The sequence below is a fragment of the Sandaracinus amylolyticus genome, from assembly GCF_021631985.1.
Lineage (GTDB): Bacteria > Myxococcota_A > Polyangia > Polyangiales > Sandaracinaceae > Sandaracinus > Sandaracinus amylolyticus_A.
The window spans coordinates 4,105,198-4,126,186 of record NZ_CP070225.1 but is presented as its reverse complement, the minus strand read 5'-3'; the positions used below and the strand labels follow the sequence as shown (position 1 = coordinate 4,126,186).

Sequence of the window (20,989 nt, the reverse complement as noted above, 5' to 3'; positions counted from 1 at the left end):
CACCTGATCTACGCTCGCCGCGGATGCCGCGCGGGTTCTGGAAAGGGCTCTTCAAGGTGCTCGCGTTCTTCGCCGTGATCGGCGGGATCGCGATCGCGGTGCTGCGCGTCTGGTTCGTCGACGTGGTGACGGTGCGGCACAACGGGATGGCGCCGACGATGGTCCTCGGGGATCGCGTGCTCGTGTGGCGCGACGCCGAGCTCGAGCGCAACGACATCGGGCTCTGCCGTCATCCCCAGGATCCCGCGCGATGGGTGATCGGACGCGTCGCGGTGATGCCCGGCGGCGAGATCGCGGCGGAGCGCGGGCAGCTGCGGCTCGGGCGTGATCGTGTGACCCACGACGTGCGCGGCCAGGTGCAGTTCACCGACGGCGAGACGGGGCACACGTACCCGATGGCCTGGGGCATCGAGGAGTTCGACGACTACGAGGAGCACCTGTTCTTCGATCGCTCGGATCGTCAGCTCGCGATCCGCGCGATGACGCGCATGAACGGCCTCTATCTGCTCGGCGACAACCGCGCGCACGTCGGCGAGGACAGCCGCACGTTCGGCCCGGTGCAGGCGAGCGGATGCCGCGGTCAGGTGTTCATCCGGCTCACCGCCGCGGAGGGCGGGCTGCCCGCGGAGATCCCCCACGGGATGCTCGACATCCTCGACTGATCGTGAGATTCCAGGCCGCATCATGACGATGCGGAACCGTGTGCTCGGGATCGCGATGCTCCTCCTCGGCGTCGCGATCGGCAGGCTCGTGGACGTGGTGCCGGCGCTCGCGCAGGAGGGCACCGAAGAGGCGCCGGCGCACGCGACCGAGACGGTGCCCGAGGGGCAGCCGCGTTATCTCGCGGCGATGCGCACCGAGCTCGAGCACATGGGCATCGAGGGCTTCGCCTGCAACGCGACCGACGCGCAGCGCGCGACGTGCGAGCTCACGCAGCGTGGACCGAGCTCGCAGCGCGAGTTCCGCATCCGCACGGCGTACAGCGATCGCACCGACACCGTGTACGTCTACGTCGAGCGTTTCCTCGTGGCGCCGCAGGACGCCCCGACGACCGACGCGGTGATGCGTCGCCTGATGGAGCTCAACTGGCAGATGCTGCTGGGCAAGCTCGAGTGGGATCCGAGCGACGGCGAAGTGCGGCTCGCGATGGTGCTCAACACCGACTCGAACTTCGATCGACGGGCGTTCCGGAGCGCGATCCGGGGGATCGTGCAGCTGGCGGATCGTTATTGGAGCGAGCTCGATCGGGTGCAGCGCGGCGCGTGAGGGGTCTCGCGCATTCGGTACGGGCATCGGGCGACCGATTTCCCGCGTCCGGCTCGCGATGAGACGTGCCGCGCCGCGTCGGGCGCGCGTCGCGCGGTGCGCCGAGCGCGACGGCCACTGCGCGCCCGGGGCTCGGGCATCGGGGCGACCACCTTCGGAGGCTCCGTGCCCCGCTTCGAGCGTTCATGGTCCCCGCGGGACCGTGAACGATCGAGCCGGGGGCCGAGTCGGCGGAGGCGGGGGATCATCGTGCCGATCGCGGGGGGTGAGATCGCGGACCGCGGGGGCCCATCACGCGACGCGGGGGGCTCGATCGTCCGAGCCGGGGCGGCCGGATGTTCGAGGGTGGGGGGCCGTTCCGCGACGCGGGGGCCATCTCGCCGCAGCCGAATTCCGCGCGCTCTGCCGCGGATGCGCGCACAGCCGAGCTCTGCTGACTAGTCGGCGACCACGCGCACCGGCACGTCGAGGTCGAACGTGCGCGCGTCGCTCGTGACCGGCGGGAGCGTGATCGCGCGCAGCGCGCCCGCGATGCACTCGGCCTCCGTGCTGTCGCCGATGTCCGAGATGGCGGGGCGGCTCTCCACCACGCGGCCGGTGCGGCCGTCGACGCGCACCCGCACCACGATGCGCCCCGTGGTCTCGGCGCCGCGCGCGATGCCGTCGCGATGACAGACCGCGAGCGCACGCGCGACCTCGCCCGTTCCCGCGGTGACCACGCCTTGCTGCCACGGCTCGGGCACCGGGCCCGACGGAGTGCTCGGCGTGCCGAGCGCCGCGCGCGGACCTTCGCCCGGCACCGCCTGGCGCTCCGCGTCGTCGCGCCACGCGCGATAGCGCTCGGTGTCCTCGCGCGCGATCACGGTGCCGTCCTCGCCGAGCAGCTCGACGTAGCCGACGTCCATGCGGACCGTGCTCACCGCGTGGCGCGAGCGGAGCACGCACGCGGTGCGCTCCGGCTCGTCGAAGCCCAGGAAGAACCCGATGCGCAGCCGCGCGCCGCGCTGCCTCGCGGCCTCGAGCTCGTCGGCGCGCTCGGGGGTCGCGACGAGCCCCAGCGGCTCGAGGCGCGCCGGGTAGAGCTCCACGCGCCCGCCGAGCGCGCGGAAGTTCCGGCGCGACTCGATCGCGAGGAAGCCGTCCTCGCTCAGCGTGCCGAACGTCCATCCCGGCTCGACGTCGACGACCAACAGCTCGCGCGCCGGCCGCGCCTGCGCGATGCGACACGCGTCCTGCAGCGACTCGAGCGTCGCGACCGGGCGCTCCTGATCGGCGTGCGCGAGCGCGGGCGCGATCACCAGCGCGAGGGTCCCCAGGGCGACGGCGGAGCGCATGGAGGCAAGCTGCCGTGCACACCGGGGAGGGTCAACTCTTCGGCCGGAGTGCTCGTCCATGTGCGGGAGGAGAGCCTACGCACGCACCTGCCGGGGCACCGCTTGGCGCAGAAAACCGTCCGGGTTACACCCGCCGCCATGCGTAGCCGTACCGCTCTCCTCGTGCTCTTCGTCGTCGCGTCGCTCACGGGCTGCACCGACCGCACCGGCGGTGACCCACTGCCGCCGTTCGACGCGGGCACCTTCGACGGCGGCAGCACGACCACGACGGACAGCGGTCCGCGCCCCGACTCCGGCCCGCAGCTCTCGAACGTGCTGATCTACGCGCACTCGCGCGACGTGCTCTTCACGTTCTCGCCCTACACCAACACGGTCGAGGAGATCGGCCCGTTCATGCTCCCGGGCGACGACGAGCCGACCGCGATCATCGACCTCGCGGTGAACGCCGACGGCGAGGTGTACGTGGCGGGCTACGACGCGCTCTTCCGGGTCGACCCCGAGACCGCGGCCCTGACGCGGGTGGGCGACTTCGACGTCGACGAGAGCTTCTTCGCGCTGACCTTCCTCGGCGAGGGCGTCATCCGGCCGGTGGAGACGCTGATCGGCGCGACGAACGAGGGCGTCTACCACGAGATCGATCGCTCCGACGCGTCGACGCAGCGGCTCGGCCAGTACCCCGACGGCTGGATCTCGAGCGGCGACATCGTGTCGGTCGGTGGGCGCGCGTTCGCGACGCTGAAGGATCCCGAGAACCTCGACGCGCCCGACGTGCTCGCGGAGATCACGTTCGACGCGAGCGGGCGCAGCACGGTGCGCGAGCTCGGCTCGACGTGGTTCCGGCAGCTCTTCGGGCTCGGCTCCTGGGGCGACTCGCTCTACGGCTTCTCGAACTCGGGCGAGCTGGTGCGGCTCGACCCCGACAGCGGCAGCGGCACCATCGTCTCGATCGCGACCGGGATCGACTCGTACTGGGGCGCGGGCGTCACGACGAGGGCGCCGATCCTGTTCTGATCGCGTCGAGCAGCGCGCGCACCGCCTCGACGGGATCGCGCGCCGCGAGCACCGAGCGGATCACCGCGACTCCACGCGCGCCGGCGCGCACCGCCTCCTCGGCGCGCGCCGTGTCGATCCCGCCGAGCGCGAGCACCGGGACGTGCGTGGTGCGCACCATCGACGCGAAGCGCGCCGCGCCCAGCGCGTCGCCCTTGCCCGGCACCTCGGCATACGGACCGAGCACGACGTAGTCGGCCGCGTCGCGTCGCGCGAGCCCGGCCTCGTCGTGGCACGACGCGCCCACGATCGCGCGCTCGCCGAGCACCATGCGCGCGTCGTCCACCTCGAGCCCGTGCTCCTTGAGGTGCACTCCGTCGGCGCCGACGGCGCGCGCGACGTCGGCCCGATCGTTCACGAGGAGCGGCACGCCGTGGGTCCGCGTCACCTCGCGCAGCGATCGCGCGAGCATCGCGAGCTCGGCCGCACCGGCGCGCACGTCGCGCACCTGCAGCGCGATGCGCCCCGGCGGCGCGTGCTCGATCACCGCGATCGTCGCGTCGCGCCATCCTGCGATCGACGGATCGGTGATCAGCAGCAGATCGAACGTCACGGTGCGCCCGTGCTCGCCTCGTCCTGCTCGAGCCACATCCGCGCGCGCTCGGCCTCGCGCGAGTCGGGATAGCGCTCGATCAGGTGGCGCAGCGTGGTGCGTCGCGCGTCGTCGTCGCCTTCTTCCCCGAAGCGCTCCGCGAGCCCGAGCAGCGCCTCTGCGGGCGAGTCCTCGCGGCGCCGATCGGGATCGGGCGCCGACCCGCACTGGAGCGGCGCGAACGCGAACGACGCCGCGAGCACCACCGCGAGCGCGCGCATCAGGTCTTCGTGCTGCCGATCACGCCCTCGAGCGGGCTCGACGCGGTCGCATAGAGGCGCTTCGGGATGCGACCCGCGAGGTACGCATCGCGCCCCGCCTCGACCGCGAGCTTCATCGCGCGCGCCATGCGCACCGGCTCGCGCGCCCCCGCGATCGCGGTGTTCATGAGCACGCCGTGGCAGCCCATCTCCATCGCGATCGCCGCGTCGGACGCGGTGCCCACGCCGGCGTCGACGATCACCGGCACCTTCGCGTTCTCGAGGATGATCTCGAGGTTGTAGGGGTTGCGGATGCCGAGCCCGCTGCCGATCGGCGCGGCGAGCGGCATCACCGCGGCGCACCCGATGTCCTCGAGCTTCTTGCACGAGATCGGATCGTCCGTGATGTACGGCAGCACCGTGAAGCCTTCCTTCACGAGCACGCGCGCCGCCTCGAGCGTCGCGACCACGTCGGGAAAGAGCGTCTTCGGGTCGCCGATCACCTCGAGCTTCACGAGGTCGGTGCCGAGCATCTCGCGCGCGAGGCGCGCGGTGCGCAGCGCGTCCTCGGTGCTGTAGCAGCCCGCGGTGTTGGGCAGGATCGCGTAGCCGCTCGAGACGAGGTGCCCGACGACCGAGCCCTCGCCCCGCGCCCCGAGATCGACGCGGCGCACCGCGAGCGTCACGACCTCCGCGCCCGACGCCGCGAGGGCCTCGCGCGTCTCCTGCGCGTCGCGGTACTTGCCCGTCCCGACGAAGAGCCGCGAGCGGAACGAGTAGCGTCCGACGACGATGCGATCTTCCTGCGGGGTCTCCACGCTTCAGCCTCCACCGACGAAGTGGACGATCTCGAGCCGATCGCCCTCCGAGATACGCACGCTCGCGTGCTCGGCACGCGGCACGATCTCCTCGTTGCGCTCGACCGCGACCAGCTGATCGCCGAGCGCGAGCAGCACGAGCAGCTCGCGCACCGTGAGCCCGTCCGCGACGTCGCGCGGCTCGCCGTTCACCTCGATGCGCATCGCGCGGCGAGCCTAGCACCAGATCGGTGAACGAGACCCGGATCGCTCACGCTCCGCGGGGCGCCTCGTTGGCGGCCTCGAAGGGCCCGACCTCGACGCCGACGCGCGCGAGCGCGTCGCGCAGCTGCTCCATCGAGAACGGCTTCTGGAGCGCGGTGGTCCGCGCGTCGCTCATCGGGACGAACTTGTGGAACCCGCTCATCATCACGACGCGCAGCTCGGGGCGGCGCTCGCGGATCCGCAGGAGCACGTCGTGCCCGTCGAACCCGCCGGGCATGCGCAGATCGAGGAGAACGACGGCGAGCTCGCCGTGCTCGTCCAGCACGTCGAGCGCGGCGGCGCCGCTGCCCACGACGCGCGGCTCGAGCCCGAGCAGCTCGGTCATGCGGCTCACCGCGGTGCGCACGCTCTCGTCGTCGTCGACGATCAGCGCGCAGCGGCTGCGTCGCGCGCGGATGTCGCGGGGAGGGCGCGCCTCCTGGCTCGCGCGCTCGCTCGCCGGGAAGAGCACCGTGAAGGTCGTGCCCTGGCCGGGCGCGCTGCGCAGCCGCAGCCCTGCGCGGTGGGCGCGCAGCGTGCTCAGCATCGCCGCGAGGCCGAGGCCGCGTCCCTCGGGCTTCGTCGTGAAGAAGGGCTCGAACATCTGCGCGCGCACCGCGTCGCTCATGCCGACGCCGTCGTCGTCGACCTCGAGCACGACGTAACGTCCGGGCGGCAGCGCAGCCTCGTCGGCGACCGCCGCGGGCACCGGCTCGCGCACGGCCTCGGCGCGCACGCTCACGCGCACCTTGCCGTGCTCGGGATCGACGGCCTCGATCGCGTTGGTCACGAGGTTCATCACGACCTGCTGCACCTGCGCGGCGTCGGCCTCGACCGTGGGGACGGGGCGCGAGATCGCGGTCTCGATGCGCACGGCCCGGGGCGCGGAGCCGGCGAGCAGCCGGGTCATCTCCTGCGCGAGCGCGCCCACGTCGACCTCGGTGACCGCGAAGCGCCCGCGGCCCGTCGACGCGAGCAGTCGCGAGGTCAGCGTCGCGCCGCGCGTGACCGCGTCGTCGATGTCGGCGAGCGCCGCGGCGACGCGCGAGTCGCTCGACGTCGTGGTGCGCGCGAGCTCCACGTTCGCGCGCACCACCGCGAGCAGGTTGTTCACGTCGTGCGCGACGCCGCTCGCGACGAGCCCGAGCCGCTCGATGCTGCGCCGCCGCGCGAGCGATGCCTCGACGCGACGTTGCTCGGTGACGTCGGAGAGCGAGCCGACCACGCGGAGCGCCTCGCCGCTCGGTGCGCGCTGGGCCGCGGCGCGCGCGCGGAACGTGCGGTGGTCGCCCGCCTTGCAGCGCAGCCGGACCTCCACGTCGAAGTCGCGCGTCGTGCCGCGCACGAACGCCTCGCGCGCCGCGCCGAGCTGCTCCGCGTCCTCCTCGTGCACCAGGTCCTTCCAGATCTCGGGCCCGAAGCGTGGCGCGAGCTCGCCGTGCGCATATCCGAGCTGCTCCTCCAGGCGCGGCGAGATCCACACGCGGTTCGTCGTGAGATCCCAGTCCCAGATGCCGTCCTGGTTCGCGCGGATCGCGAGGTCCCAGCGTTCTTCCGCGGCGCGCACGTCGGCGAGCGACGCCTCGAGCTCGCGCCGCAGGCGCGCGTCGGACTCGGCGCGCTCGCGTCGTTCTCTCAGCTCGCGCGGGATCCATCGCCGCACGATCACCGCGAGCACCGTGACCGCGGTGACGAGGTTGAGGATCTTCGGTGCGATGAGCATCTCCGGCCGCGCGAGGATCGCGCCGAGCGCCGTGAGCGCGATCTCGTACTCCGAGGCCCAGACCACGCCGAAGTACGCGCTCTCGATCGCGCTCTTCGTCGCGTCGAGCGCGAGCACCGCGGCGAGGGTCGCGACCAGGGGATCGACGCTCCGCGCGAGCCGTCGCGACCGCAGGTAGAGGACGACGATCGCCGACCAGAGCAGCGTCAGCAGCAGGTAGTTGCCGACGGTGAGGTACGCGACGAACGTCGAGCTCACGAGGCGCGAAGCATACCCCTCCGCGGGTCATCCAGAGCACGTTCGGAGCACGCGGCGACGCCCCGCGAGCCCGAAGGTCGGGTGGACCCTCCGCATTCGGAGGAGATGCGCGCGAGATACCGGGCCGACTCGGGAGGCGTGGTAAGAGTCCTTCGTGGCGTCGAACGCGCCGGAGGCCGAGACGAAGACGAGCCCGGTGGTGGCCGCGGAGCCCGCCGGGCCGAGGCTGTGGGAGCGCGCCGCGGACGCGCTGCTCGCGATCCCGATCGCGCTCCTCGCGGAGGTCGGGACGATGGCGCGGCTCGCGTACGAGACCGTGCGGTGGATGGCGCGCCCGCCCTATCGCGGCCGTCAGCTCGTCGACGCGATGGAGTTCATCGGCGTGCAGTCGATCTTCATCGTCGGGCTCACCGGCACGTTCGTCGGCGCGGTGTTCGGGCTGCAGCTCGTCGACTCGCTGCGCGACTTCGGCGCCGAGAGCCAGACCGGATCGATCGTGAGCGTCGCGCTCGCGCGCGAGCTCGGCCCGGTGTTCGCGGCGCTCATGGTCTCGAGCCGCGCCGGCAGCGCGATCGCGACCGAGCTCGGATCGATGCGGGTCACGAACCAGATCGACGCGCTCACGACGATGTCGGTGAGCCCGGTGCAGTACCTCATCGTGCCGCGCGTGATCGCGGGCTTCACGATGGTGCCCGCGCTCGCGCTGGTCTTCGATCTCGTGGGCTATGGCGGCGCGTACTTCGTCGCGGTGAAGCTCTTCGGGCTCGACGGTGGCGTGTTCGAGGAGCGCGCGCGCTGGTTCGTCGAGGGCAGCGATCTCGCGCAGGGCCTGGTGAAGGCCGCGGTGTTCGGCATCGCGGTCACGATGATCGCGTGCCGTCAGGGCTACTACGCGACCGGCGGTGCGGCGGGCGTGGGGCAGGCGACGAACCGCGCGGTCGTGCAGAGCGCGGTCGCGGTGCTCTTGCTCGACTACGTCGTGACCGCGATCTTCCTGGGCCAGGGCGGATGAGCGACGCGAAGAGCGCGGAGAAGGATCCGATCCAGGTCCGCGTCGTCGATCTCAAGAAGAGCTACGACGGCGCCGAGGTCCTGCGCGGCGTCACGTTCGACGTGTACCGCGGGAAGATCAACATCGTCATCGGCGGCTCGGGCGCGGGCAAGAGCGTGTTCACGCGGCAGCTCCTGCGGCTCGAGCAGCCGGACTCGGGGCGCATCGAGGTCGACGGAGTCGACATCGTGCCGCTCGACGACTGGCAGCTCGTGCCGATCCGCAAGAAGTTCGGGATGGTCTTCCAGTTCGGCGCGCTCTTCGACTCGATGACGTGCTTCGAGAACGTCGCGTTCCCACTGCGCGAGCACACGAAGATGAAGCGCAAGGAGATCGAGGAGCGCGTGATGCAGCGCCTCGCCGATCTCAACGTCGCGCACGCGGCGAAGAAGCTCCCGGGGCAGATCTCGGGCGGCATGGCGAAGCGCGTGGCGCTCGCGCGGGCGCTGGTGCTCGAGCCCGAGATCCTCGTCTACGACGAGCCGACGAGCGGGCTCGATCCGGTGAGCTCGCGCCTCGTCGACGATCTGATCGCGGAGACGAGCTCGAAGTACGGCGTGAGCTCGGTCGTGATCACCCACGACATGGCGTCGGTGTTCAAGATCGGGCACCGCGTGAACATGCTGTACCAGGGGCGCATCGAGGAGTCGTGCACGCCCGACGAGATCCTGCGCACCGACAAGCAGGTCGTGCGCGACTTCCTCGTCGCATCGGGCGTGAAGATGGAGTGAGCCGAGCGGGCGCGCGCTCCGCGGATTGATATTCTCCGCGCGCAATGACCTCTCGATTCCGCTTCGCGTTCCTCGCGATCCCGCTTCTCCTGCTCGCGGGCTGTGGTCCACCGTGGCGCGTGATCCGCGCGTCGGGCCCGCCCTCCGCGCTTGCGTCGGCGTCGGTGATCGGCGTGTCGTTCGACTGGTCGCGTGCGCTCGTGGGCGGCGCGCCCGAGCAGCAGTACCTCGCCGGCCTGCCCGCAGACGAACGTTCGAATTACGTGGAGGTCCGCACCGCGATCGAGGCGACCTACGTTCTCGAGCTGCAGCGGCAGGCGGCCGGTGTGCAGGTCGTCGCGTCGACGGGCGCGGAGCCGATCCAGCTCGTCGTCATGCCCGGCTTCCTCGAGCTCGGGTTCCATCGCGTGCTCGTCGCGCGCGACTCGCGGCTCGACATGCACCTGGTCTTCGCGATGGGCGGGGTCGTGGTCGACGAGATCGAGATCCGCTCGACGCGCGGCGCCGATCTTCGCAACCCCACGGTGCTCAACCGCATGAGCGAGTGCGCAGCGCTGAACGCCCAGCTCACTGCGCAATTCATCCGGCGGGCGCGGGGCTGATTCGACGACGTTCACGCGGCGCAGTCGTCGCGTGCTCGCGCTCCGGGACGCGAATCACGGATACGGTTCCCATTCACGGGCAGGTGGTGATAGAAGCGGGTCCATGAATCGAATCCCGAAGCCACTCGCGCTGGTGCTCGCTGGTTTGGCCTTCGCCGCCTCCGTCGGGGCATGCGCTCGCGGGCCGAACATGACCACGTTGCGGCAGCGCGCCGCCTTCGACATCGACTGTCCCGAGGCCCAGATCGAAGCGACTGACTTGCCGGGCGAGGCCGCGGGCGTGTCGGGGTGCGGCCGACGCGCGACCTACGTCGAGCACTGCGATCGCGGCGGCTGGGGCTCGCGCCTCAACTGCACCTGGGTCCTCAACTCCGCGCCGGGCGCGACCGCTCCGGCCGCGGCGGCTCAGTAGCTCCGAGGTTGCGACGCGCGCACTCGTGCGCGCGTCGAGCTCCGTCGCGCTTCGCTCAGCCGAAGAACATCGTGCGGATCGACTTGCGGAACGCCTCCGCGCCGAGCTCCAGACGCTGCGCGTACATCGCCTTCGCGTCCTGGCCCGCGACGTAGCGCACCTGATCCTTGCCGTCGGTCGCGGCCTCCCAGACGACCTCGGCGATCTGCTCGCCGGTCGAGTAGCCCGCGGCGCGCTCGGGCGACGTGAACACCGCGAGCACGCGCTCGACGAGCGACTGATATGCCGGGTGCTGCGCGAGCACGAGCGAGCGGCTGAGGAAGTCGGTCTTGATGCCGCCGGGCGCGACCGTCTTCATCGCGACGCCGAGCTGGCCCAGCTCGAACGACATGCTCTCGGTCCAGCCCTCGAGGGCCCACTTCGTCGCGTGATAGACGGAGTTGATCGGGAACGTCGCGAGCCCGCCGATCGACGTGGTCGTGATCACGACGCCCGCGCGCTTCTCGCGGAAGTGCGGGAGGAATGCCTGCGTGGTGCGGATCACGCCGAGCAGGTTCGTGTCGATCTGCCGGCGCAGCATCGCGTCGTCGATGCCCTCGAGCGGCCCGGCGAGGCCGTACCCCGCGTTGTTGAAGAGCACGTCGATGCCGCCGAGCTCGATCGCGCGGCGCGCCGCTTCGTGGATCTGCGCGAGGTCGGTCACGTCGAGCGGGAGCACGGTGATGCCCGGCTTCGAAGCGAGATCGGCTCCGTCCTCGGGGCGGCGCATGGTCGCGATCACCTTCCAGCCGCGCTCCGCGAAGAGCAGCGCCGTCGCGCGGCCGAGCCCGGTGGACGCGCCGGTGATGAAGATCGTGGGGGACATGGGAGCCTCCTCTTTCATGAATAGATATTCGTTTTAGGAGCGAACGAGAGGGCGCGAACACCGCGATCGACGCGGTGCGCGCGCCCGGGTTCGGTTCAGGCTTTCAGCGCGTCCCAGGCGAGGCGTGCGATCTGGGCGTAGCGCTCGCGATGATGACGGCTCGGCTCGCTGCCGACGTACGCGGTGAGCTCGGCGAGCGTCGCCTGCAGGAACGCGATCATCAGCGGTGTCGGGACGTCCTTGAGCAGCCCCTCGGCCTTGCCGCGCTCGAGCAGCGCGAGGAGCGGCGCGGTCGCGTCCTCGGACGCCGCGAGGGTCCCCTCGAGCACGAAGGGCGAGTTGCGGAATTGCTGCATCAGCAGCACTTCTGCGCGGTGCGCCGCGACGTACTTCATGTACGCGATGCACACCCGCTCGAACGCGGGGCGCACCGGCTCGGTCGCGCTCGCGTGCCCGAACACCTCGCGCGAGAACGCGCGTTTGGTCTCGAGGTAGAGCGCGTTGAGCAGCGCTTCCTTGCTCTCGAAGTAGATGTAGACGGTGCCGATCGCGACGCCCGCGGTGCGCGCGACCGCCTCCATCGAGAGCCCGGCGAGCCCTTGCTGCGCGACGAGCGCGAGCGTGCTCGCGAGGATGCGGCGCTCCTTCTCTTCGTCGCGTCGTCGCACGGCTCACCCAATCATGAGCCGATATTCATTTAACGCAACCTCTCGCCCAGAACGCGAACGGGGCGCCCAGCGTCTGCCGAGCGCCCCTCAGGAGAAGCGAAGGGGAATTTCTCAGGAGAGCAGGAGGGTTAGGAAGACCACGGCACCGAGCTCGCCTGGTCATCGCGGCGCGTCCCGCAGTGCTCTCCAGCCGAAGGCGATCGATCGTTCACCTTCGGAGGCGCGGTGGATGCAGCGGGTCGATCGGAAGACCCATCGACGTGGTCTTCCTAACCCTCCTGCTTTCCTTAGAAAAACTCTCCTCGTTCGAGCGCAGTGGATGCAGCGGGCCCTTCGGCTTTCTGCTCTCCTCAGCGGGTCGATCAGTAGTTGCGGACCACGACCTCGCTCACCAGCCCGCGGCCGCGCGCGTCGCAGCTCACCGCGCGCGGCGCGGCGACGAGATCGATGCGCCACTTCGCGTAGAGGCCGCGGATGAACGGCACGTCGCTGTTGCTCAGCATCAGCTTGCAGCCGCGGCGATCGAGCTCCGCGTACACGTCGCGCAGGCGCTCCTGATCGCGCTGCGAGAAGCCTTCCTCGGCGTAGCTCGTGAAGTTGCTGGTGCGCGAGACCGGCTCGTAGGGCGGGTCGAGGTACACGAAGTCGCCGGGCTTCGCGGTGCCGAGCAGCTGCTCGAAGCCCTGGTTCACGATCTCGCAGCCCTGCAGTGCCGCCGATGCCGCGCGCAGCGTGTCGTGATCGAGGATGCGCGGGTTCTTGTAGCGGCCCTCGGGCACGTTGAACTCGCCCTTGCGGTTCACGCGGTGCAGGCCGTTGAAGCACGTCTTGTTGAGGTAGACGAACATCGCGGCGCGCTGCGCGCGCGACAGGCCACGGCGCGCGTTGTAGCGCTCGCGGACCTCGTAGTACGTGCCGTTCGCGGCCTCGTGCTTCTGCGCGAGCGGCTCGAGCGCGGCCATCACCTCGTCGACCTCGTCGCGCACCGCGAGGTACGTGTCGACGAGCGCGGGGTTCACGTCGCAGAGCATCGCGCGCGCAGGACCACGCGCGAAGAACATCGCCGCACCGCCCGCGAAGGGCTCGACGTGGCGCATCAGCTCGGCGCCCGGCGGGAGCAGCGGGAGCAGCTGCCCCAGCAACTTGCCCTTTCCGCCGACCCACTTGATGAAGGGCGACGCCTCGCGGGTCGCGGGGACGCTCGCGCGCGACTTGGCAGGACGCGCGAGGTGCGGGAGCGAAGGACGAACGAGCGAGACCCGGGCGACGGCAGCGGATGTCGGCATGAGTCGGACGCTATCCGACATCATCCGACCTGAGAAAAAAGCGACGAGCCGAGGCCGCGAGCCTCGCTCGATCACGGGTCCGCGAGTGGGATCAACGGTGCGTCCTGCCTCGCCCGAGGCAGCGATGAGGCAGCAGCGAGGCACTCGCGTCGCGCGAAATCAGCGCGATTCCCGGCCCGCCGTAGCAGGGCACGTGCGCTGCACACGGAGAGACGCGCGGGATGCCACGGGGTGGAGGTGCGCCGTCGCGCATCGCCTCCGCGGCGCGTGCGAGGTCTTCGATGAAGGTCCTGGGGTACAACGGCGGGCTCGACGGGTACGTCGCGAGGTTCGGCTCGAGCCACGACTCCGCAGCCGCGCTGGTGATCGACGGAGAGCTCGTCGCGGCGGCCGAAGAAGAGCGCTTCGATCGCGACAAGCACTCGGGCGCGTTCCCGATCCGCGCGATGGAGTACTGCCTCGAGGAAGCGGGGCTGCGCAGCTTCGAGGAGCTCGATCTCGTCTGCTACTACCACTCGCACGATCGGATGTGGCAGCCCGGGATGATCCGGGAGAACGCGCCGCGCATGAGCCCGCTCGGTCGCGCGCTTCTCACCGGCGCGGTGAGCGGTCTGCGCGCCGTGCATCGCGCATCGAAGCTCGACGACGCGCGCACCGCGCGCACGTTCGCCGAGCGCACCGGATGGGCGCCGCCGACCGGAAAGTACCGCGTCCTCTGGCACCACCTCGCGCACGCAGCGAGCGCGTTCTACGAGTCGCCGTTCGAGCGCGCGCTGTGCGTCGCGCTCGACGCGCAGGGCGAGAGCCACTCGAGCACCGCGTTCGTCGGCGATGCGCGCGGACTGCACCTCGTCGACGAGACGTTCGCGCCGAACAGCGTCGGCTATCTCTATCAGTCGATCACGTACTTCCTCGGGTTCGAGACGGGCGACGAGTACAAGGTGATGGGGCTCGCGCCGTACGGTGATCCCGCGCGCTATCGCCGCTTCTTCGAGCGCGTGGTGCGCACCGGCGCGGGCGGTCGCTTCGTGATCGATCCCGAGTGGCTCGGGTGGCTCGTGGTGCGCGACGGGCTCTTGCGCGCGGGAATCGGCTACCCGTCGTCGATGCTGCGCGAGCTCGGCATGCCGCGCCGCGACGACGAGCCCATCGAGCAGCGGCACATGGACCTCGCGGCCGCGCTGCAGGAAGCGCTCGAGCGCGCGGTGATGCGCTGGCTCGCGACGCTGCGCGATCGCACCGGCGAGAAGCACCTGTGCCTCGCGGGCGGCGTCGCGCTGAACTGCACGATGAACGGCAAGATCGCGCGCTCGGGCATGTTCGAGGGCGTGCACGTCGCGCCGGCCTCGCACGACGCGGGCACCGCCGCGGGCGCGGCGCTCTACGGCTACCACGCGATCCTCGAAGGGCCGCCGAAGCAGCCGATCCGCGAGCGCCGCGCGAAGGTGTATCTCGGGCCCTCGTACACGACGATGGAGGCGCGCTCGGCGGTGCGCGAGATGCGGCACGCGGTGCGCGCGAGCCGTCCCGGCGACCTCGCGCGCACCGTCGCGCAGGCGATCGCGGACGGGAAGGTCGTCGGCTTCTACCAGGGCCGCATGGAGTGGGGCCCGCGCGCGCTCGGCAACCGCAGCATCCTCGCCGATCCGCGGCGCGCGGACATGAAGGACATCGTCAACCACGCGGTGAAGCTGCGCGAGGGGTTCCGTCCGTTCGCGCCCGCCGTGCTGATCGAAGAGGCCGATGCCTGGTTCGATCTCAGCGGCCTCGGCGGCGAGAGCCCGTACATGCTCTTCACGGTGCCGGTGCACGAGCATCGTCGCGAGCGCATCCCCGCGGTCACCCACGTCGACGGCAGCGCGCGCGTGCAGACGGTGCGGCGCGAGGACAACGCGCGCTTCCACGAGATCCTGCGCGCGTTCTTCGAGCTCACCGGCGTGCCGGTGATCATGAACACGTCGTTCAACGTGAAGGGCGAGCCGATCGTGAACACGCCGATGGACGCGATCCGCTGCTTCCTCGGCACGCAGATCGACCTGCTCGTGCTCGACGATCTGATCCTCGACAAGCGCGCGGTGGTGATCGACCGCCCGTCGCGCTCGCGCGATCTCCACGTCGCGCAGACCGCGTGATCACGCGCTGAACGTCTCGCCCGCGAGGTCGCGCAGCGCGCGCTCGGTCTCGGCGTCGGCCGGGAAGTACGACTCGATGCGCAGCTCCTGCGCGGTCACGTCGAGCGGCGTGCCCAGCGTCGTGAGCGTCGTGAAGAGGCGCAGCTCGCGATCGCCGCGGCGTAGGCGCACCGGGAGGAAGGGAAGGGCAGGGCCCGCGCTCGGGTGCGCGACGCGCGGGACGTCGTGCAGCGAGCCGAGCAGCGACGTCATGCGCGTGCGGCGTGTGTCGTCGGTCTCGAGCTGCAGCTCGTGCTCGAGGCGCTCGATCATCGCGCTCGCGATCTCGTCGAAGTTCGCGATGCGCGGGCGCAGCGCCTCGGGATGGAAGATCGCGACGAGCAGGTTGCCGAGTGCTTCGGGAGGCGGGGTCATGCCCTCGAGCGCCCAGCCGAGCAGGCGCGTCGCGCCCGCGTTCATGCGCACCACGTTCCAGTCGCGATCGACGACCAGCGCTCCGAACGGCTCGTGCGCGCGCAGCAGGTGATCGAGCGCGCGGCGCACCGGCTCGAGCATCGCGCTCTCGATCGGCGAGCTCGCGTAGACCGGCGCGAACCCCGCGGCGACGAGCAGCGTGTTGCGCTCGCGCAGCGGCAGATCGAGCGCGCTCGCGAGCACGAGCACCATCTCGCGGCTCGGCGCGGCACGGCCGTTCTCGAGGAAGCTCACGTGGCGCGGCGAGACCTCCGCGTGCTCCGCGAGGCGCTCCTGGCTGAGGCCGCGCGAGCCGCGGAAGCGCTTGAGCATCGGGCCGAAGCGGGCGTGGGCGAGATCCATGTCGCGGAGACTAGAACGCGGCGCGTCCGAGCGTCCTTACCTCGCACGTCATGGTTCGCGTCGCGCGACGACGACAGGTTCGGAGCATCGGAGGTGCTCGTCATGAACGTCCGGATGATCGTGCCGCTCCTCGTGCTCGTTCCCTTCGCGCTCTTCAGCGGGATGGTGGTGCTCGAGGAGGGCTACCTCGGGTTCCTCTCGGTCGCGCGCGAGGAGCCGTGGGGCATGCAGATGCTGATCGACCTCGTGATCTGTTTCGTGCTCGTCCTGCGCGGGCTCGCGAAGGACGCGCGCGAGCGCGGGCTCGCGCTCTGGCCCTGGGTGATCGGGACCGCGCTGTTCGGGTCGATCGCGCCGCTCGGCTATCTCGTCTATCGCGAGATCGTCGCGCGCCCCGCGCGGCTGGCGCACGCGGTCGCGGAGAAGTGAGCCCGACTCGCTTCACTCGCAGACGCAGTTGCGGTCCGCGCCGTCGCAGCGTGTGTCGTCGGCGGCGCGGCACGTCGTGCCCGAGCGACAGTCGGCGTCGACGGTGCAGCCCGGGAAGCACGCGCGATCGCCGCCCGGCAGCGCGACGCACGCCCAGCCCGGCAGGCAGTCGTTCGCGACGGCGCAGGTCGGCGCGCAGAGCGTGCGCGATCGGCTCTCGGTGATCGGAAGGCACGTCGCGGCGGTCTGATCGCAGACGGTCGGCGCGGGCACGGTCACGCCGGGCCAGAGCTGGTCCGCCTGGCCCGCGATGCAGTCGTCGACCACGCAGGTGCCGTCGGCTTCGCCGAGGCGCGCACGCAGGCAGTGACCGCGGCCGTACGGCGAGTAGCACTCGTGGTCGCCGGTGCAGCGCGCGCCGACGTTGGCGTCGAGCACGTCGTTGTACGAGCCGGGCAGGCACGCGCCCTCGGTCGTGCCCGGGCCGTGGTGCAGGCACGCGAAGCCCTGAGGGCATGCCGCGCCGCGGCCCTCGCGGCCGATGCGGAACTCGGGGCGATCGGCGCCGAGCGTGCACGCGTTCGTGCAGATGCTGGTGCCGTCCTCGCGTGCGATGCACGCCGCGTTCGCGCCGCAGCTCTCGTCGCTCGAGCAGCCCACGCGGCCGCACTGACCGGTGCTCATGTGCGCGGCGTCGCGCAGGCACTCGAACCCCGCGGGGCAGTCGAAGCCCTCGAAGCACGCGGGACCGACCGACACCGCGTCGGCGGTGCACACGCCGCTCGCGCACACGAGCGTGCTCTCCGCGTCGTACGCGAGCGCGTCGTCCTGCCCGTCGCCGTTGCTGTCGATCGTCGTGAAGCGGCACTGCTCGTCCGCGGTGCACGCCTCGAGGCACGCGCCGACCGTCGGATCGCAGGCGTACCCGGCGCCGCACTCGAACGAGAAGCAGCGCGGCCGGCACACGCCCGTTCCGCCGACGATGCCCTGCAGGCGCGCGCGCCCCGCGAGCGCGTAGGGCACGCAGCGCGCGCACTCGCCGCAGTCCGCGTCGACCGAGCACGACGTGCTGCACAGGCCGTTCGGGAACGCGACGACGTCCAGCGTCGCGGTGCCGCCCTCGTGCTCGACCTCGGCGGTCGCGTGGCGCTCGCGGAAGCACGTGAGCTGCGCGTCGACGCACTCGCGCTCGCAGGGCGAGCCGAAGCCGCTGAGCCCGCACGCGCCGGGGAACGGTCCGCTGCCGTCGGGGAAGAAGGGGCCGCCCGCGTCGGCGAAGCAGGGCCGGAAGCCGCAGGGGTCGCTGGGTGGCACCGGCGTCGGCTCCACCGGGCTCACGCAGCACGCGGTGACGAGGGACAGCGCGGCGGCGAGCGCGAAGCGAAGGGCCATGCGCACCGAGCGTAGCGCCGATCGCGCGGGCGATGGATCAGGCGGCGTCGGCGATCATCTCGCCGAGCCGAACGAGCGCGCGCTCGAGCGTCGGCATCGAGGGGCCGAACGAGAAGCGCACGTGGTGCTGGAACCGGCTCGGCCGCCCGCCCCGGCGCTTGCCGGGATCGACGTCGAAGAACACGCCCGGCACGGTGATGATCCGGCGCTCGAGCGCGGCCTGGAAGAACTGCTCGCCGGTGCGCAGCGACGCGGGCAGCCCGCTCACGTCGCCCCAGCAGTAGAACGTGCCCTCGGGCTCGAGATCGAAGCGCACGCCGAGGCGACGCAGGCCCTGGAGCAGCACCTGGCGCTTCGCGAGGAACGACGCGTGGATGGCCTCGGTCTCGGCGCGCGTGCTCTCCTCGTCGAGCAGCGCGATCGCGGCGCGCTGCATCGGGCGCGAGGGGCCGCCGTCGAGGAACGATCCCGCGCTCGACATCGCCTGGATCACGCTCCTGGGGCCGACGGTCCAGCAGATGCGCCAGCCCGGGTAGCGCCAGTTCTTGGTGAGCCCGTCGAAGAGCACGATCGGATCGTGATCGACGTCCTCCACGTACTGCGCGGCGGACGACATCGTCACGCCGTCCTTCCACACGTAGTGCGAGTAGAACTCGTCCATCAGCATCGCGCAGTCGAGCTCGCGCGCGAGCGTGACCCACGCCCGCAGCTCTTCGCCGGCGATGACCTTGCCGGTCGGATTGCACGGGTTGCTGAGGAGCAGCGCGCCGAGGCCGCGGCCGAGGATCTCGCGGCGCAGCTGGCGCACGCTGAAGTCGTAGCCGGTCTCGGGATCGAGCAGGATCGGGATCGGCGTGAAGCGCCGGAAGACGTCGAGCAGCTCTTCGTACGCGGTGTAGTCGGGCAGGAAGTGGCCCATGTGCACGCCGCCGACCGCGGCGCACGCGCGCATGACCGAGACGCGACCTCCGCCGCCGATCGCGACGTTCTCCGCGCTGTACTGCGAGGGCAGGCCGCGCCGGTAGAGCTTGTTGTAGAGCGACGCGACGGTCTCGCGGAGCTCCCACAGCCCGGGCACCGGCGAGTACTCCTGATCGGCCGGATCGATGTCGACGTGCGTCACGCGCGCGGGCGCGCCGGGCAGCGGGCCGGTCTCGGGCTGGCCCTGTCCGAGGTTGCACCAGTCCGGATCGTCCTGCCGGTAGCCGCGGCGCGTGGCCTCCGCGGTCACGTAGATCACGCCGGTGCGCGGGACGGGGCGGAAGGCGTTGAGACGCGGCGACCCGTCGTGGGTGCTCGACATGCGCGCACCGTAGCAGACGGCGTCAGCGCAGCGGGAGTGCTCGCTGGCGGAGGGCCCGCACGGGAGCGTGCGGCCCACGCGGACGGGAGGGCCCTGCGCCGGCGAGCCGATGTTGGACACTCGCTCACGCTGCGGTCAGGCCGCCGTCGAGCACGAGCAGGGTGCCGGTCGCGAAGCGCGCTTCGAGCAGGTACTCCGCGGCCTCGGCGATCTCGTCGGCGGTGCCGATGCGGCCGACCGGATGCAGCGCGGCGAGCTCGCGCAGGCTCTCTTCGCTGCGCGGCGCGCGGATCATCTCGGTGTCGACCGCGCCCGGCGCGATGCACGAGACCCGCACCCGCGGCGCGAGCTCGATCGCGAGAGCACGCGCGAGCGCGACGATCGCGCCCTTGGTCGCGGCGTACACGCTGGTGCCGGCCACGCCCTGCAGCGCGAGCGTGGACGCGAGGTGGACGATCGCGCCCGACGCATCGCGCGCATCGAGGTGGCGCGCGAGATCGCGCGAGAGGAAGAGCGGCGCGCGCAGGTTGAGCGCGACGTGCTCCTCGAAGAGCGCCTCGTCGATCGCGGCGAGGGGGCGATGCTTCGCGATGCCCGCGCACGACACCAGCGCGTCGACGTCCCCGAGCGCCTCGATCGCGCGCGGCACGACGGTGCGCAGCGCGTCGAGCGACGCGAGGTCCGCATCGATCGCGACCGCTCGACCGGCCGACGACGCGACCAGCGCATCGAGCGCGCGCGCGTCGCGCGCGACCGCGGCGACCCGACGTCCGCTCGCGATCAAGCGCTCGGCGGTCGCCCGACCGATCCCCCGGCTCGCGCCGGTGACGATCACGCTCTCGATCGCCCTCACGTCGGCACCACACCGCTCGAAGCGTCGACGGAGTGCAGCGGCAGGAAGGGCGGCTCGGGCGCGACCTCGTCGGGCACGCCCTCGGCGAGCTGCTCGTCGTGCGGCAGGAAGGGCGGCGAGTCCACGCAGAGGATCGACTGCCAGCGATCGCTCGGGTTCTCCCAGAGGTGCTTCTTGCCGTGCGGCCAGCGATGCACCTGACCCGCGGGGATGCGCTTGCCGCTGAGCACGAGCCCGTCCCCGAGCGCCATCTCGGACTCCTGCATCTCGTGGTGCGCGTGCAGCGGGATGTGCTGGCCCGGCGCGACGTTGAGGCGGTAGATGCCCTCGGTCTTCGTCTCGTGCACCACGTCGACGGTGCCCCACGGCTTCGTCTCGTGGCGCAGCCGCACGTCGGCGGGGACGCGGTGCACCTCGAGCGAGGGCACGCCGTTGCCGCCGAGCGCGTTGGGCTTGGTGAGGCGCAGCGTGACGCCCTGCACGCGCGGTCGATCCTCGCCGAGGGCCGGCGGCGCGAGCAGGTAGCGCGTGAGCGCGTGCGCCGCGGTCTCGAGCAGGTGGAAGCGACAGCTCTGCAGCAGGAACGCGAGCTGCGACGCGATCATCGCGTAGTCGACGGTCATGCGCAGGCGCTGGGTCTCGCCCGCGACCGCGGTGTCGAGCATCAGCTTGAGATCGACGCGCAGCGGCTGCGGCTCGTGCCGCTCGTGGGGATAGACGCCGACGACGCAGTCCACCTGCAGACCGTCGATCGAGATCACGTCGGGCGGCGCGGTACGAGCGCGGAAGCGGGGCATCGCGGGATCTCTAGTACACCGGCCCGGAAGCGCGAAACACCGGCCCAGGCGCCGGGAGGCGCAATCGGGCCGCCGGAATCGCCTCCGCGCGGGTCCGAGAGGCCGAGCCGGCGCCCGGAACGAGCTCCCCGGACGTCCCGAGCGCGCGTTCCGGCGCTTCGAGAGGCC

Annotated in this window: 23 protein-coding genes; 9 read left to right on the top strand and 14 right to left on the bottom strand. The window is 71.5% G+C overall.

What is annotated here, in order from left to right; all coding sequences use genetic code 11:
- Positions 1-23: 23 nt before the first annotated feature.
- A complete protein-coding gene (gene lepB, locus I5071_RS17380; protein ID WP_236606591.1) occupies positions 24-662 on the top strand; it encodes a signal peptidase I in 639 nt (212 codons plus the stop codon).
- Between the two features lie 22 nt (positions 663-684).
- A complete protein-coding gene (locus I5071_RS17375; protein WP_236606590.1) occupies positions 685-1,266 on the top strand; it encodes a YbjN domain-containing protein in 582 nt (193 codons plus the stop codon).
- A gap of 437 nt (positions 1,267-1,703) precedes the next feature.
- Here the strand turns inward: I5071_RS17375 and I5071_RS17370 are convergent, their stop codons facing one another.
- Positions 1,704-2,600, bottom strand: a complete 897-nt coding sequence (locus I5071_RS17370; RefSeq protein ID WP_236606589.1) for a hypothetical protein — start codon at positions 2,598-2,600, stop codon at positions 1,704-1,706.
- A 138-nt stretch (positions 2,601-2,738) separates the two neighbouring features.
- Between I5071_RS17370 and I5071_RS17365 the strand changes: the two genes are divergently transcribed.
- The gene (locus tag I5071_RS17365) at positions 2,739-3,611 is read left to right on the top strand and encodes a hypothetical protein (protein ID WP_236606588.1); all 873 of its coding nucleotides are present in this window, start codon (positions 2,739-2,741) and stop codon (positions 3,609-3,611) included.
- On the opposite strand, the gene I5071_RS17360 is transcribed toward I5071_RS17365, so the two are convergent.
- The 5 genes from I5071_RS17360 to I5071_RS17340 are packed head-to-tail and all read right to left on the bottom strand — an operon-like array spanning position 3,583 to position 7,484.
- Positions 3,583-4,203 carry a thiamine phosphate synthase gene (locus I5071_RS17360; protein ID WP_236606587.1) on the bottom strand — a complete coding sequence of 207 codons (621 nt, stop codon included), beginning with the start codon at positions 4,201-4,203 and terminating at the stop codon, positions 3,583-3,585. The two genes, I5071_RS17365 and I5071_RS17360, sit on opposite strands and share 29 nt — an antisense overlap.
- On the bottom strand, positions 4,200-4,463 hold the full coding sequence (locus tag I5071_RS17355; protein ID WP_236606586.1) for a tetratricopeptide repeat protein: 264 nt from the start codon (positions 4,461-4,463) through the stop codon (positions 4,200-4,202). Before I5071_RS17355 ends, I5071_RS17360 begins: the two co-directional genes overlap by 4 nt.
- Positions 4,463-5,260: a thiazole synthase gene (locus I5071_RS17350; protein WP_329611169.1), complete on the bottom strand. Its 798-nt coding sequence runs from the start codon at positions 5,258-5,260 to the stop codon at positions 4,463-4,465. The genes I5071_RS17355 and I5071_RS17350 overlap by 1 nt, the downstream gene beginning before the upstream one ends.
- 3 nt (positions 5,261-5,263) lie before the next feature.
- Positions 5,264-5,464, bottom strand: coding sequence for a sulfur carrier protein ThiS (gene thiS, locus I5071_RS17345; protein WP_236606585.1), 201 nt, complete (start codon positions 5,462-5,464; stop codon positions 5,264-5,266).
- Positions 5,465-5,510: 46 nt separating this feature from the next.
- Positions 5,511-7,484, bottom strand: a complete 1,974-nt coding sequence (locus tag I5071_RS17340; protein ID WP_236606584.1) for a hybrid sensor histidine kinase/response regulator — start codon at positions 7,482-7,484, stop codon at positions 5,511-5,513.
- A 154-nt stretch (positions 7,485-7,638) separates the two neighbouring features.
- Between I5071_RS17340 and I5071_RS17335 the strand changes: the two genes are divergently transcribed.
- The 4 genes from I5071_RS17335 (at position 7,639) to I5071_RS17320 (ending at position 10,280) form a co-directional block, all read left to right on the top strand.
- Positions 7,639-8,496, top strand: coding sequence for an MlaE family ABC transporter permease (locus I5071_RS17335; protein WP_236606583.1), 858 nt, complete (start codon positions 7,639-7,641; stop codon positions 8,494-8,496).
- Entirely contained in the window at positions 8,493-9,266 is a 774-nt protein-coding gene (locus I5071_RS17330) for an ABC transporter ATP-binding protein (protein WP_236606582.1), read from the top strand. Before I5071_RS17335 ends, I5071_RS17330 begins: the two co-directional genes overlap by 4 nt.
- Before the next feature lie 44 nt (positions 9,267-9,310).
- Entirely contained in the window at positions 9,311-9,868 is a 558-nt protein-coding gene (locus I5071_RS17325; RefSeq protein WP_236606581.1) for a hypothetical protein, read from the top strand.
- A 190-nt stretch (positions 9,869-10,058) separates the two neighbouring features.
- Entirely contained in the window at positions 10,059-10,280 is a 222-nt protein-coding gene (locus I5071_RS17320) for a hypothetical protein (RefSeq protein ID WP_236606580.1), read from the top strand.
- Between the two features lie 55 nt (positions 10,281-10,335).
- On the opposite strand, the gene I5071_RS17315 is transcribed toward I5071_RS17320, so the two are convergent.
- The 3 genes from I5071_RS17315 to I5071_RS17305 form a co-directional block, all read right to left on the bottom strand.
- Positions 10,336-11,145: an SDR family oxidoreductase gene (locus tag I5071_RS17315; protein WP_236606579.1), complete on the bottom strand. Its 810-nt coding sequence runs from the start codon at positions 11,143-11,145 to the stop codon at positions 10,336-10,338.
- 95 nt (positions 11,146-11,240) lie between these two features.
- Positions 11,241-11,813, bottom strand: a complete 573-nt coding sequence (locus I5071_RS17310) for a TetR/AcrR family transcriptional regulator (RefSeq protein WP_236606578.1) — start codon at positions 11,811-11,813, stop codon at positions 11,241-11,243.
- Between the two features lie 362 nt (positions 11,814-12,175).
- A complete protein-coding gene (locus I5071_RS17305; RefSeq protein WP_236606577.1) occupies positions 12,176-13,099 on the bottom strand; it encodes a DNA adenine methylase in 924 nt (307 codons plus the stop codon).
- A 281-nt stretch (positions 13,100-13,380) separates the two neighbouring features.
- On the opposite strand from I5071_RS17305, the gene I5071_RS17300 reads away from it, so the two are divergent.
- Entirely contained in the window at positions 13,381-15,231 is a 1,851-nt protein-coding gene (locus tag I5071_RS17300; protein WP_236606576.1) for a carbamoyltransferase, read from the top strand.
- Here I5071_RS17300 and I5071_RS17295 read toward each other — a convergent pair whose 3' ends face one another.
- Positions 15,232-16,047, bottom strand: coding sequence for a helix-turn-helix domain-containing protein (locus tag I5071_RS17295; RefSeq protein ID WP_236606575.1), 816 nt, complete (start codon positions 16,045-16,047; stop codon positions 15,232-15,234).
- A 102-nt stretch (positions 16,048-16,149) separates the two neighbouring features.
- Between I5071_RS17295 and I5071_RS17290 the strand changes: the two genes are divergently transcribed.
- Complete coding sequence (locus I5071_RS17290) at positions 16,150-16,476, top strand: hypothetical protein (RefSeq protein ID WP_236606574.1); 327 nt, start codon at positions 16,150-16,152, stop codon at positions 16,474-16,476.
- Positions 16,477-16,488: 12 nt separating this feature from the next.
- On the opposite strand, the gene I5071_RS17285 is transcribed toward I5071_RS17290, so the two are convergent.
- The 4 genes from I5071_RS17285 to I5071_RS17270 all read right to left on the bottom strand — a co-directional run bounded on the left by I5071_RS17285 (position 16,489) and on the right by I5071_RS17270 (position 20,821).
- Positions 16,489-17,868: a hypothetical protein gene (locus I5071_RS17285; protein WP_236606573.1), complete on the bottom strand. Its 1,380-nt coding sequence runs from the start codon at positions 17,866-17,868 to the stop codon at positions 16,489-16,491.
- Between the two features lie 37 nt (positions 17,869-17,905).
- A complete protein-coding gene (locus tag I5071_RS17280) occupies positions 17,906-19,171 on the bottom strand; it encodes a pyridoxal phosphate-dependent aminotransferase (protein WP_236606572.1) in 1,266 nt (421 codons plus the stop codon).
- Positions 19,172-19,295: 124 nt separating this feature from the next.
- Positions 19,296-20,024 (bottom strand): SDR family NAD(P)-dependent oxidoreductase, encoded by a 729-nt coding sequence (locus I5071_RS17275; protein WP_236606571.1) that lies wholly within the window; start codon positions 20,022-20,024, stop codon positions 19,296-19,298.
- Complete coding sequence (locus I5071_RS17270; protein WP_236606570.1) at positions 20,021-20,821, bottom strand: dihydroneopterin aldolase; 801 nt, start codon at positions 20,819-20,821, stop codon at positions 20,021-20,023. Before I5071_RS17270 ends, I5071_RS17275 begins: the two co-directional genes overlap by 4 nt.
- Positions 20,822-20,989: the final 168 nt, after the last annotated feature.

Coding starts and splice junctions, on each gene's coding strand:
- I5071_RS17365 (WP_236606588.1), top strand. CDS start 2,739: ATGCGTAGCCGTACCGCTCTCCTCGTGCTCTTCGTCGTCGCGTCGCTC.
- I5071_RS17370 (WP_236606589.1), bottom strand. CDS start 2,600: ATGCGCTCCGCCGTCGCCCTGGGGACCCTCGCGCTGGTGATCGCGCCC.
- I5071_RS17285 (WP_236606573.1), bottom strand. CDS start 17,868: ATGGCCCTTCGCTTCGCGCTCGCCGCCGCGCTGTCCCTCGTCACCGCG.
- I5071_RS17355 (WP_236606586.1), bottom strand. CDS start 4,463: ATGCGCGCGCTCGCGGTGGTGCTCGCGGCGTCGTTCGCGTTCGCGCCG.
- I5071_RS17300 (WP_236606576.1), top strand. CDS start 13,381: ATGAAGGTCCTGGGGTACAACGGCGGGCTCGACGGGTACGTCGCGAGG.
- I5071_RS17375 (WP_236606590.1), top strand. CDS start 685: ATGACGATGCGGAACCGTGTGCTCGGGATCGCGATGCTCCTCCTCGGC.
- I5071_RS17270 (WP_236606570.1), bottom strand. CDS start 20,821: ATGCCCCGCTTCCGCGCTCGTACCGCGCCGCCCGACGTGATCTCGATC.
- I5071_RS17330 (WP_236606582.1), top strand. CDS start 8,493: ATGAGCGACGCGAAGAGCGCGGAGAAGGATCCGATCCAGGTCCGCGTC.
- I5071_RS17295 (WP_236606575.1), bottom strand. CDS start 16,047: ATGGATCTCGCCCACGCCCGCTTCGGCCCGATGCTCAAGCGCTTCCGC.
- I5071_RS17320 (WP_236606580.1), top strand. CDS start 10,059: ATGACCACGTTGCGGCAGCGCGCCGCCTTCGACATCGACTGTCCCGAG.
- I5071_RS17315 (WP_236606579.1), bottom strand. CDS start 11,145: ATGTCCCCCACGATCTTCATCACCGGCGCGTCCACCGGGCTCGGCCGC.
- I5071_RS17305 (WP_236606577.1), bottom strand. CDS start 13,099: ATGCCGACATCCGCTGCCGTCGCCCGGGTCTCGCTCGTTCGTCCTTCG.
- I5071_RS17290 (WP_236606574.1), top strand. CDS start 16,150: ATGAACGTCCGGATGATCGTGCCGCTCCTCGTGCTCGTTCCCTTCGCG.
- thiS (WP_236606585.1), bottom strand. CDS start 5,464: ATGCGCATCGAGGTGAACGGCGAGCCGCGCGACGTCGCGGACGGGCTC.
- I5071_RS17325 (WP_236606581.1), top strand. CDS start 9,311: ATGACCTCTCGATTCCGCTTCGCGTTCCTCGCGATCCCGCTTCTCCTG.
- I5071_RS17280 (WP_236606572.1), bottom strand. CDS start 19,171: ATGTCGAGCACCCACGACGGGTCGCCGCGTCTCAACGCCTTCCGCCCC.
- lepB (WP_236606591.1), top strand. CDS start 24: ATGCCGCGCGGGTTCTGGAAAGGGCTCTTCAAGGTGCTCGCGTTCTTC.